The organism is Brachybacterium sp. B718/18, assembly GCF_055454375.1.
In genome coordinates this window covers 283,581-294,729 of record NZ_JBVDDO010000004.1, presented here as the reverse complement: position 1 = coordinate 294,729, position 11,149 = coordinate 283,581, and the positions used below count along the sequence as shown (strand labels likewise).

Here is an 11,149-nt window from a genome sequence, read left to right as displayed (position 1 = left end):
GGCCGAAAGTGGTTCAGAAACAGGCCACAGCGCTCGGCAGGACGAGGTTGGGCGGTAGGAAGGCGGGCGGGGCGAGGGAGGGCGGCTCGGGGGCGGCCAGCAGGACGAGGACAGGCGGCGGGACGAGGCGGGTGCGCAGTGGGGCGGGGCCAGACGGGCCGGCCGACCCCGGTCGACGCCGCCCAAGCCCCCATCCTCCTCACCCGCCGAGCTTCTCCCCCAGCAGCGTGACGATCTTCGAGAAGGAGACCGCGCCGGGGTCCGAGGTGCCTACGGACTTGTCGCCATGGTTGCGGGCGCGGCCCTTGGTCGCGGCGATGTCGGCGGTGGCCTCGGCTCCCTCGACGGCGCGGGCGGCGGCGGTCGCGACCGTGCGCGCGGCGGAGGCGGCACCACCACCGGCGCCACTACCGGCGCCCTCCCCGGCACCACCACCGGCACCGTCCCGCGCTCCACCGTCGGCACCCCCGGCGAGCGCGAGGGAGATCGCCTCGCGGAAGGGCGCCGCCGCGTCGACCATGGTCTTGTCGCCGGGGGTCGCGCCGCCGAGCCGCTCGATGGCCTCGACGGCCTGGACGAGCCCGCCGAGCAGCTGCGCCCCGGTGACGGCGGCGTCGTCGGCGAGAGCAGAGCCGAGGCTGGTCAGCGCCGCGCCCCAGAGCGCGCCGGAGGTGCCGCCGGCCTCGGCCGACCACGCGGCGCCGGCCTGGACCAGCACCGTGCGCGCACCGCCGTCGGCCGCGACGACCCGATCGGCCGCCGCCCGCGCGGCCTGCGCGCCGAGCACCATGCCCTGGCCGTGGTCGCCGTCGCCGGCGACCTGGTCCATCCGGCCGAGCTCGGGCTCGAGCTCGACGAGCAGCGCCTCGATGTCGGCGAGGATCCCGGCGATCCGCGCCGCGGACTCCCGGGACTCGGCGGACGCCTCGGGGATCGGGTCCTCCCCGGGCATGTAGAGCTCACCGCGCTCCTCGCCGAGATCACCCTCGACGGTGCCGCCGCGTCGGAACGCGGGAGCGTCGGCGGCGGCGAGCCAATGCTGCTCGAGCTCCTCGTCCAGGCGCATCACGGTCAGAGACAGCCCGGCCATGTCGAGGCTGGTGACGTGCTCGCCGACCTCGGGGCGCACGATCGTCAGACCCGCCTCCCCGAGCAGCGCCGCGACGTGCTTCCACACCACGAACATCTCCTCGTACTTCACGGTGCCCAGACCGTTCAGCACCGCGGCGACGCGCGGCGAGTCGAGCTCCGGGGTCTCCGCGAGCACCCCGTCGACCAGGATCCTCGCGAGCTCCTTCGCGCTCGGCATGTCCCGCTCGTCGATGCCTGGCTCGCCGTGGATGCCCAGGCCGATCGCCATCCGTCCCTCGGGGACGTGGAAGAGCGCGTCGTCGGCGCCGGGGAGGGTGCAGCCGTCGAAGGCGACGCCGAGGGAGCGGGTCGCGTCGTTGGCCTTCCAGGCGAGGCGCTCGGCCTCGTCGAGGTCGGCGCCGGCCTGGATCGCGGCCCCGGCGACCTTGAAGACGGGCAGGTCACCGGCGATGCCGCGGCGGTCGCGGTGCTCGCCCTCACGTCCCGAGGCGACGTCATCGCTCACGGCGACGATCCGCACGTCGATGCCCTCGGCGCGCAGCATCGACGCGGCGACGCCGAAGTGGAGCACGTCCCCGGCGTAGTGGCCGAAGCCGAGGATCACGCCGCCGCCGTTCTCGGCGTTCCTCGCAACCGAGTAGACCTGGTCGGAGGACGGCGAGGAGAAGATGTTCCCGCAAGGCGCGCCGTGGGCGAAGCCGGGCCCGACCCAGCCGGCGAAGGCCGGGTAGTGGCCGGAGCCACCGCCGACGACGAGCGCGGGCTGCCCGGCGGGCGTCCGCCTCCTGCGCACCACGCCGCCGTGCACGCGCGCGAGCTCCTCGGGGTGGGCGGCGACGAGGCCCTCGACGGCGTCGGCGGGAAAGGTCTGGGGGTCATCGAACAGGTAGGTCATCGAGGTCTCCGGATCGGCGGGGTCGGGGGCGGGGCAGGACCCGTCGGGCGGGCACGGCGACCGGCGCCGCCCGACGCAGGCCGGCCGACGGGGCGGACCCCGTCGGCCGACCGGGGGCTCAGGCGGCGGTGTACCCGCCGTCGATCGACAGGATCGAGCCGGTCACGAAGCTCGACGCGTCGGAGGCGAGGTAGACCGCGGCGCCCGCGAGCTCCTCGGGCTCGCCGGGGCGGGACATCGGGGTCATCATGTTCCAGATGTCGATCTGCTCGCCGCCCTCCTCGTAGAAGCCACGGGTCAGCTCGGTGCGCATGTAGCCGGGTGCGATCGCGTTCACGCGCACGCCGCGGGAGGCCCACTCGAGCGCGGCGGACCGGGTGAGGTTGTGGACCGCGGCCTTGGACGCGTTGTATGAGGCCTGGGTCTGGGGGACGTTGGCGATGATGCCGCTCATGGAGCCGGTGTTGATGATGCTGCCGCGTCCGCGCTCGAGCATGCGTCGGCCCACGACGGAGAGCACGTGGTAGACGCCGTCGAGGTTGAGGGTCATCACGGCGCGCCACTTCTCGCCGTCCCCGTCCTCGAGCGGGTGGTGGATGGTGCGCCCCGCATTGTTGAGCAGGATCTCGATCCCGCCCACCTCGGCGTCGAGCGCGGCGACGACCTCCTCGACCATGGCCTGGTCGGTGACGTCGAGGTGGCGGTAGGTGACGCTCACACCGGTCTCGCCGGCGAGGTCCTGCGCGGCCTGCTCGCCGGTGGCGTCGTCGATGTCGGCGAGCACGATCGGGGCGCCGTGCTGGGCGAGGCCGCGCGCCATGGCGAGGCCGAGGCCCTTGGCGCCGCCGGTGACGAGGGCGGTGCGACCGGTGAGGTCAAACAGGGTGGGGGTGGTGGGGGAGGTGAAGGTGGTCATGTCGGACTCCTTCGGGTGGATCGGTCGGGGGGACGACGGGGATCATGCCTCGGCGGCGGGGATGTCCTTCTTGCCGACGCGGGGCTGCTCGACCTTCAGGGCGAAGGTCATGAGGAAGGCCAGCGCGTACAGGGCGACGAACGCCCAGACCACGCCCACGTCGCCGCCCCAGGGACGGACGATCGCGACGACGGCCGAGCCGAGGAAGGTCGCGCCGCCCGCGGCGGTCGTGTACATCGCCATCGCGGCGCCCTTGTGGTCGGGGGCGAGCGCGGGCATGATCGCGCCGAGCGGCACGAAGCCGGCCAGCAGGATGCCGAAGACGGTGCCCGCGGTGACGGCGACGGCGAAGCCCCAGTCGGAGCCGGCCGGCACCCAGTGCGGCACATACCACCACAGCAGCAGGCCGATGGCGGAGCCGACGATCCCGAACCAGCGCACCGTGGTGGTCCAGCCGATGCGGTCGCCGAGGGCGCCGAAGGCGGCGTTGAACAGGATGTTGCCCGCGAAGATCACCGAGGTCATGAGCAGCCAGCGGCTCTGCCCCCAGCCGAGGGTCTCGGCGATCACGGTGGGCAGGATGATGAACATGCCGAACTGCGGGGCGGTGTTGATCAGGCGGGTCAGGAAGCCCATGAGCACGCGCCTGTTGGTCGCGGCGAGGCGCACCCCGGAGAGGATGACCTGCTGGGCGGACTCGCCGGCCGGGGCCAGGCGACGGTCTCCGTGCTCCTCGCGCACCCCCAAGCGGGCGATGAGGTAGCCGGCCACGACGATCGCGGTCGAGGCGATCATGGCCCAGCGCTCGCCGAACAGGCCGCCGCCGAAGGCGGGGATCAGGCCGATCGCGACGAGCGAGCCGATCGTCGGCATGCCGCCGGTGAACATCACGTAGAACCAGCCGACGGCGGCGCCGTTGCGCTCCTTCGGCACCACGGCGTTGATCCACACCAGGAAGGCGAAGGCGAACAGCGGGAAGCCGAAGCCCCGCAGCGCGTAGGCGCCGAAGATCAGCGGCACCGACTCGGTCGCGAGGGCGCCGACGAAGGCGGCCTGGAAGACGACCCACACGACGACGCCGAGCAGCATCACCCGCCGCGGACCCCACAGGTCCGAGAGGGCTCCGGCGAGGTAGGAGCCGATCAGCGCGGCGAGCGAGTAGCAGGTGATGACGGTGGCGGCGAGGTTGATCATCGCGTCGCCGCCGCCGAAGACGTTCGCCATGTGCGGGGAGACGAAGTTGGTCTCGACGCCGTTGCCGGTCATGAAGACCAGCACGCCGAGGAAGCCCCAGCGGAGGGCGTGGGGGATGCCGAGACGGTCGAGGACGGTCTCCTGGGCGGAGCCGGCCGCGGGGACGGCGGCTCCGGCGTGGGCGGTGGACGGGGCGGCGCTCATGGGTGCACTCCTGTGTGCGAGGGGGAGAGGCGCGGGACGGGCGACGGCGCGCGGTGGTGCGTCGCCCGTCCCGGTTGTGCGGACCGCGGATCGCGGCCGACGGGGGCCGGGACGATCGGGGGCCGACGGGGGTCGGCGGGTCGCAGTCCGCTCGTCGCGGCTCAGCGACCGGGGAGGATGGAGACCTTCACCGAGGAGCCGGCGGAGTCCGCGACCTTGTCGAGGGCCTGCTGGACGTCGGCGAGGCCGAACTGGTGGGTGCAGATCTCGTCGAGGGGCAGCACGCCGGACTCGATGATCTTGATGGCGGCGGGCCAGGTGTGCGGACCGAGGTGGGCGCCGCGCACGTCGAGCTCCTTGTCGTCGGAGATGATCGACCAGTCCACGGAGACGTTCTCCTTGAACACGGAGTACTCGACGAAGCGGCCGAGCTTGCGCAGCAGGTTCAGGCCCTGCCCCACGGCGCTCGGGTGGCCCGTGCACTCGATGTAGACGTCGGCGCCGTAACCGCCGGTCAGGGCCCGGATCTCCTCGTAGATGTCGCCCTTCGAGGGGTTCAGGGTGAGGTCGGCGCCGCACTTCTTCGCGAGGGCCAGCTTGTCGTCGTCGAAGTCGAGGGCGATGACGAGCTTGGGGCTCTTGTGGCTCGCGCCGATGATCGCGCCGAGGCCGATGGGGCCGGCGCCCGCGATGACGACCACGTCGTCGAACTGGATCTCGGCGCGCTCGACGGCGTGCAGCGAGCAGGACAGCGGTTCCGCGTAGGCGGCGTGCTGCGGCGCGATGTCCGCCGAGATCCGGTGGGCCCGCGCGAGCTGGGGGACGATCATGAACTCGGCCATGCCGCCGTGGTAGTGCTTGAAGCCGAACATGTCGTGCGGCGCGCACATCCAGTACCAGCCGCGCCGGCAGTACATGCACTCGCCGCAGGGGACGATCTGCTCGACGACGATGCGGTCGCCGACGGAGACGCCGTGGTGGGCGAGCGCCTCCTCGGAGCCCTCGACGATCGTTCCGGTGATCTCGTGACCGGGGATGATGCCGGGCTCGACCCAGCGGTCGCGATTCTCGTCGCCCCAGAACTTGGCGGCGCCGGCGTAGGCCTTGAGGTCGCTCGCGCAGACGCCGACGGCCTCGACGCGGATCAGCAGCTCATCGGCGGCGGGGGTGGGGACCGGGCGCTCCTCGAGGCGGTAGTCCTCGGGGGCGTGCATGACGACGGCCTGCATGGTCGTCGCGATCCCGGCCTTCGTGTCCTCGGGCTGCGGGCTCTCGGCCTGCGGGTCCTCGGCCTTCACGGTCTCGCTCATCGGCGACACATCTCCTTCGATACGTTCCGGCGGCTGCGCCGCCTGCCTCGGTCGAGCGACGGCCGACGGGTCCGCGGCGCGTCGGGGTCGACCGTACGGAACGCGCAGAACATTTGTCAAGCACAAATGTTCCCCGGGCGGATGTGCGCCGCCGGGCCGTCGCCTGTCGGCCTGGAGCGCCGCCGCCCGGCCCGTCGGCACGGAGAGAAGCCGCCCGGGTCGACACTGTCGGCTCACGAGCCAGAAACGGGCCCCATCTGGCTCGCCAGGCGACACTGTCGGGTCACGAGCCGGGGAGGGGGCCGTCGGGATCGGCGGCCCGGGTCGCCGCTGTCGACCTCAGTCGGCGAGGATTGCGTCGGCGGTGGGCACGTCGGTGATCAGCGTCGAGAACAGCCCGGTGCGCGCCCCAGCCACAATCGACGGGGCCTTCTCCCGGCCGGCCGCGAGCGCCAGCCGCTCGGGGATCCCGCGCAGCACCTCGAGCGAGGGCCGCACCAGGCGGTCCGAGCCCGGGTACGGCACCTGCTCTCCGTCGACGTCGAAGAAGTACAGGCACACGTCCCCCACCGCGCTCCGCAGCCCCGGGTCCTCCCGCGGCACGACCGAGGTGAGCGACTCCCGCCGCAGGTAGGGGGCGCCGATGCCGGTGATCACGATGCGGGCCCGCGCCCACAGGTCGGTGATCTCGACGAAGCTGGGATCGGCCTGCAGCTCCCGCCACAGGCTCGGGCTCGGCAGCGCCGGGGCGAAGATGAAACGGGGCTCCGCCCGGGTGCCCGAGGCGAACTCCCGCACGATCTCGTTGGTCTGGAAGGCCGGGTTCCGCTCCTGCTGACCGCCGATGGTCGGCGTGACCAGCACTCCCGGCAGGGCGGGCAGGCCGCGCATCCGGGCAACCGCGTGGGTGGTCTTGCCCGAGGACACCAGCAGAACCTCGCCAGGGGTCAGGTCGAGGCGCACCAGCTCCTCCGCGAGCAGGTCGCCGATGCCGCGGAACTCCCGCTGCACCTGGTCGCCGGGTGCGATCCGCACGCGCTCGACCCCCAGATGCTCACGCAGCCGCGTCTCGAGGTCGGCGAGGTCGGGCCCGGCGATGTCGAGCACCTCGAAGCGGACCATGCCGATGCGGCGTGCCTCGGTGAGCAGCTTGGAGACCGTTGGCCGGGAGACCCCGAGCTTCTCGGCGACCTCCGCCTGCCGCAGGTCGTCGAGGTAGTACGCCGACGCCGCCCGATGCAGCAGTTGCAGGTCCATGTGGGTCTCGAGCACGTCCGCCCCTCTCCGGTCGCTCGACGGGCGCCCCCGTCGGACCTCGACAGGATGCCATGCCCGCACTCGATCGAGCAGGCGGCCCCTGCTCGGCGGCCCCGGCGGTCCGCCCGATGCCCCCGGGCGGTCAGCTCGGAGCCCGCGGTCGGTCCGCTCGGCGCTCCTCCCCCGCGCCTGGCAGGATGAGGGCGCGACGGAGCGGGACGGACGGCCCGCCGCCCCGGGACGGGACGACGGAGGGAAGGGCTGGTCGATGGCGGATCGCGACGGCGCGATGCTCGGGCTCGACATCGGTACGTCCAGCAGCAAGGCGGTGCTCGTCGGCCCTGACGGGCAGGTGCTGCGCAGCGCCGCCCGCGACCACGCGGTCCAGCGCCCGGCCCCCGGCCACGTCGAGCTCTCGGCCGACGTCTGGTGGGAGGACGCCGTGGCGCTGATCGGCGAGCTGACCGCTCCGGGGGACGTGTGCATCGAGGCGATCGGCGTCTCCGGCATGGGGCCGTGCGTGCTGCTCGCCGCGGCCGACGGCACGCCCGTGCGGCCCGCGATCCTCTACGGGGTCGATACGCGGGCGGAAGCGCAGATCCGACGGATCACCGCCGAGCTCGGCGAGGAAGAGATCCTGCGCCGCGCCGGCTGTGTGCTCTCGAGCCAGGCCGCGGGACCGAAGATCGCCTGGGTCGCCGAGCACGAGCCGGAGTCCTACGCCCGGGCGGCGCGGCTGTTCATGCCCAGCTCGCACCTGACCTTCCGCCTCACCGGCGAGTACGTCATGGACCGGGTCAGCGCGAGCCTGGCCGCGCCGCTGTACGACCCGTCGGCCGAGGACTGGCATCGCCCCTGGGCGGACCGCATCGCCCCCGGGATCGAGCTGCCGCACCTGCGGTGGGCGGGCGAGCGGGCGGGCAGCGTGCTCCCCGAGGTCGCCGCACAGCTGCCGGGCATCACGGCAGGCACGCCCGTCATCAGCGGCACCCTCGACGCCTGGTCGGAGGCGTACAGCGTCGGCGCGACCGCCCCGGGCGACGTGATGCTCATGTACGGGACCACGACCTTCCTCGTCGCGGTGACGAGGGAGCCGCGGCCGAGCCGCACGCTGTGGCCCACCGCCGGGCTCGCCGCCGGCACCCACACCCTGTGCGGCGGGATGGCGTCGTCGGGCGCGATCACCGGCTGGCTGCGCGAGCTCACCGGCGGCGCCGACGTCCCGACCCTCCTTGCCGAGGCGCGGGAGAGCGGCCCCGGGGCGCGCGGCCTGCTGATGCTCCCGTACTTCGCCGGGGAGCGCTCCCCCATGCACGATCCGTCGGCCCGCGGGATCCTCGCCGGGCTGACCCTGTCCCACACCCGCGGTGACCTGTACCGGGCGGCGCTCGAGGCGGCGGCCTTCGGGGTGCGCCACCACCTCGAGGAACTCGCCGCGGCCGGGGTCCCCGTGCGGGGGATGACCGTGGCGGGCGGCGGGGCCCAGGGCCGACTCTGGCCGCAGATCGTCAGCGACGTGACCGGTCTGCCGCAGCGGATCCCGCGCGACACCGTCGGCGCCTCCTACGGCTCGGCCCGGCTCGCCGCCGAGGGCCTGCTCGGCCTGGACACCTCGGGCTGGAACCCGACGGTCGCCCGCCTCGACCCCGACCCGGCGCTCGGCCCGCTCTACGACGAGCTGTACGGGCAGTTCCGTGACCTCTACCCGGCGACTCGTCCGGTCGCCCACGCCCTCGCGCGCCTTCAGAGCGGCGCGGGAGCGGCCGAGGCGCCGCACCCGGCGAGCGACCGGTGACTCGACCGGACTTCCAGCCGCCCTGCCTCGACCGGTTCGCCCCTCGAACGGAGACCACGATGACCGACGACAGGCTGTCGACCGCCCTGCGTCTCGACCCGGACCGTCCGACGCCGACCCACCAGCCGTTCGTCCACGACCTCGTCGGCGTCTTCCACGCCCCGCTGCAGGCCTGGTCGCGGCCCGATGGCGAGATGACCGGCGACGGCGCGGAGGGGATCTACGTCGGCGACACCCGCGTGGTCTCCGACCTGCGCGTGCAGCCCGCGGCGGCGGCCCTGACCACGATCGGCGCCCAGGTGATCTCGGCGCGCGCGGTGGTGCTGCGCCAGATCGTCTCTCCCGCCGAGGTTCCGCTCGACAACACCCTCACCCTCGAGCGCCACCGCTCCGCGGACGCCTCCGGCATCGCCGAGACTCTCCGCCTCCGCTCCGACGACGACCGTCCGCGGCGGCTGCGGCTGCGACTCGGGCTGCTGACCGACGGCGCGAGCATGTCCGCCGTGAAGGATCCGCGGATGCTCGTGGGCGGCGCCGACCTGCGCCCGGACGCCCGCCTCGAGGACGGCGCCGCCGTGTGACCCGTCGGGCCCGAGGGCCGGGCGGTGCTCACCCTCGACGCCGACGCGGCCGCGATCCTGCGGGTGCACGGCCCGCAGGTCAGCTGGGAGATCGACCTCGAGGTCCCGCCGCGGGGCAGCGCCGAGGCCACCTGGCGGCTCGACCTCGTCGACCCGTCGGTGCCCTTCGTGGCCGCGACCGCGCCGTGGACCGCGTCGGCCGCCGCGGAGCGCGCCGGGACCTCCGCCGCGGAGGACCCCGAGCGGCGCGCCGTCGCCCGGCTCTTGCGCCGCTCGCTCGCGGACCTCGACGCGCTGCGCCTGCAGCGCCCCGACGAGCCGGCCCACACCTTCCTCGCCGCAGGCGCCCCCTGGTTCTTCACCCTGTTCGGCCGGGACTCGCTGATCGTCGCCTCGCTGCTGCTGCCGGTGGACACCTCTGTCGCCGCCGGCACGCTGCGCACTCTCGCCGCCGCGCAGGGCAGCCGCGTCGACCCCGGGACCGCCGAGCAGCCCGGCAAGATCCTCCACGAGGTGCGCGCGGCCGAGATGTTCGAGCGGGCCGACGGCGGGACGAAGGGCGCCGCCGGTGGGGCAGGGGCCGACGGCGGGGTGAGGGCCGACGGCGGAGCGGGGGCCGACGGCGGAGTGCTCAGCGCGGAGGGCGGGGGCGTCGGCCCGTGTCGCGCCGTCCCTCGTCGCGGCGACGGGGCGTCGCCGATGCAGGGGCGGGACGCCGGTGATGCGAGCTGCGTATATCTGCAGCTCGCATCACCCGCGTCCCGTCACCGCGCGCCACAGATGGTGGCGGGGCGATGGTGATGGCCCGGACGGGGACGGCGAGGGGGTGGGACGGGCCGCGGCGCGGCGGGGGCACGGGCCGCGGCGAGGCGGTGGGACGGGCCGCGGCGCGGCGGCGGGCGTCACCCCCGCGTCCCCCGTCGGCCCCGTACCGTGGACCCCGCCCGTCCCCGCGCGAAGGAGCCGCCATGCACGCCGACCGCCTCACCGACTCGATCTGCTATCACGCCGAGGGCCCCTACTGGTCAGATGCCTGGGGCGGCCTGCGCTGGGTGGACATGCTGGCCGGCGACGTGATGCACCTCGACGCCGACGGCGCCGTCCACCGTCGGCCCACCCCCAGCCGGGTCGTCGCCTGCGTGCGCCCGGCGGAGGGCGGCGGCGCGGTGCTCGCGCTCGAGAAGGGCTTCGGCCTCGAGGACGCCGACGGCACCGTGACCGCCCTGCCCCCGCTGTGGGAGGGGCCCGTGCGGATGAACGAGGGAGCGGTCGCCCCGGACGGCTCCTTCCTGTGCGGCTCGATGGGCTACGACCAGGCGCGCGGCGCCGCGGCGATGTGGCGGCTGCTCCCCGACGGCACCACCACCCGCCTCTTCGGGGGGCTCACCATCTCGAACGGCCTCGCCTTCACCGAGGACGGCGCGCGCGCCTACTTCGTCGACACCCCGAGCGGACGCGTGGACGTCTTCGACTGGGACGACGAGGCCGGGCTCGTGGAGCGCCGTCCGTTCGCCGACCTCGTGATCCAGGAGGGCCACCCCGACGGCCTCACCCTCGACGCCGAGGGCAACGTGTGGGTCGCCATGTTCGGCGGCTCGCAGGTGCTGGGCCTCGACACAACCGGTGCCGTGGCCGAGCGGATCGAGGTCGGGGCGCGCCAGGTGACGGCCTGCACCTTCGGCGGCGCTGACCGCTCGACACTGTTCATCACGACGAGCCGCGAGGGGCTGTCGGCCGACGACGACCCGCAGGCGGGCTCGCTGTTCACCGCCGCCCCGGGCGTCCGGGGCGGCGCGTCGGAGACCATCTTCGGCGGCTGAGGGACGACCGCCGGGCCGCCTCCCCACCTGCCCCGCCTCCCCCACCTGCCCCACCTCCCGACAGACGGTTTTGCCCGCTGTGCTT

General features: G+C 74.2%; 9 protein-coding genes. 4 read left to right on the top strand and 5 right to left on the bottom strand.

Annotated elements, in window-relative coordinates; translation table 11 throughout:
* Positions 1-199: 199 nt before the first annotated feature.
* The 5 genes from ACZCAH_RS09170 to ACZCAH_RS09150 form a co-directional block, all read right to left on the bottom strand.
* Positions 200-1,987: a dihydroxyacetone kinase family protein gene (locus ACZCAH_RS09170; RefSeq protein WP_464340776.1), complete on the bottom strand. Its 1,788-nt coding sequence runs from the start codon at positions 1,985-1,987 to the stop codon at positions 200-202.
* Between the two features lie 118 nt (positions 1,988-2,105).
* On the bottom strand, positions 2,106-2,903 hold the full coding sequence (locus ACZCAH_RS09165) for a glucose 1-dehydrogenase (RefSeq protein ID WP_464340775.1): 798 nt from the start codon (positions 2,901-2,903) through the stop codon (positions 2,106-2,108).
* Positions 2,904-2,945: 42 nt separating this feature from the next.
* Positions 2,946-4,301 carry an RbtT/DalT/CsbX family MFS transporter gene (locus tag ACZCAH_RS09160; RefSeq protein ID WP_464340774.1) on the bottom strand — a complete coding sequence of 452 codons (1,356 nt, stop codon included), beginning with the start codon at positions 4,299-4,301 and terminating at the stop codon, positions 2,946-2,948.
* A gap of 161 nt (positions 4,302-4,462) precedes the next feature.
* On the bottom strand, positions 4,463-5,530 hold the full coding sequence (locus ACZCAH_RS09155; RefSeq protein WP_464340785.1) for a zinc-binding dehydrogenase: 1,068 nt from the start codon (positions 5,528-5,530) through the stop codon (positions 4,463-4,465).
* A gap of 420 nt (positions 5,531-5,950) precedes the next feature.
* Entirely contained in the window at positions 5,951-6,883 is a 933-nt protein-coding gene (locus ACZCAH_RS09150) for a sugar-binding transcriptional regulator (RefSeq protein WP_464340773.1), read from the bottom strand.
* A 253-nt stretch (positions 6,884-7,136) separates the two neighbouring features.
* Between ACZCAH_RS09150 and ACZCAH_RS09145 the strand changes: the two genes are divergently transcribed.
* The 4 genes from ACZCAH_RS09145 (at position 7,137) to ACZCAH_RS09130 (ending at position 11,064) form a co-directional block, all read left to right on the top strand.
* Positions 7,137-8,663: an FGGY-family carbohydrate kinase gene (locus tag ACZCAH_RS09145; protein ID WP_464340772.1), complete on the top strand. Its 1,527-nt coding sequence runs from the start codon at positions 7,137-7,139 to the stop codon at positions 8,661-8,663.
* 59 nt (positions 8,664-8,722) lie between these two features.
* The gene (locus tag ACZCAH_RS09140; protein WP_464340771.1) at positions 8,723-9,244 is read left to right on the top strand and encodes a glycogen debranching N-terminal domain-containing protein; all 522 of its coding nucleotides are present in this window, start codon (positions 8,723-8,725) and stop codon (positions 9,242-9,244) included.
* A 24-nt stretch (positions 9,245-9,268) separates the two neighbouring features.
* Positions 9,269-10,045 carry a hypothetical protein gene (locus ACZCAH_RS09135; RefSeq protein WP_464340770.1) on the top strand — a complete coding sequence of 259 codons (777 nt, stop codon included), beginning with the start codon at positions 9,269-9,271 and terminating at the stop codon, positions 10,043-10,045.
* 167 nt (positions 10,046-10,212) lie between these two features.
* On the top strand, positions 10,213-11,064 hold the full coding sequence (locus ACZCAH_RS09130) for an SMP-30/gluconolactonase/LRE family protein (protein WP_464340769.1): 852 nt from the start codon (positions 10,213-10,215) through the stop codon (positions 11,062-11,064).
* Positions 11,065-11,149 lie beyond the last annotated feature (85 nt).

Excerpts from the sequence above, each read along its gene's own strand:
- ACZCAH_RS09170 (WP_464340776.1), bottom strand. The coding sequence starts at position 1,987 with ATGACCTACCTGTTCGATGACCCCCAGACCTTTCCCGCCGACGCCGTC.
- ACZCAH_RS09165 (WP_464340775.1), bottom strand. The coding sequence starts at position 2,903 with ATGACCACCTTCACCTCCCCCACCACCCCCACCCTGTTTGACCTCACC.
- ACZCAH_RS09160 (WP_464340774.1), bottom strand. The coding sequence starts at position 4,301 with ATGAGCGCCGCCCCGTCCACCGCCCACGCCGGAGCCGCCGTCCCCGCG.
- ACZCAH_RS09155 (WP_464340785.1), bottom strand. The coding sequence starts at position 5,530 with ATGCAGGCCGTCGTCATGCACGCCCCCGAGGACTACCGCCTCGAGGAG.
- ACZCAH_RS09145 (WP_464340772.1), top strand. The coding sequence starts at position 7,137 with ATGGCGGATCGCGACGGCGCGATGCTCGGGCTCGACATCGGTACGTCC.
- ACZCAH_RS09140 (WP_464340771.1), top strand. The coding sequence starts at position 8,723 with ATGACCGACGACAGGCTGTCGACCGCCCTGCGTCTCGACCCGGACCGT.
- ACZCAH_RS09130 (WP_464340769.1), top strand. The coding sequence starts at position 10,213 with ATGCACGCCGACCGCCTCACCGACTCGATCTGCTATCACGCCGAGGGC.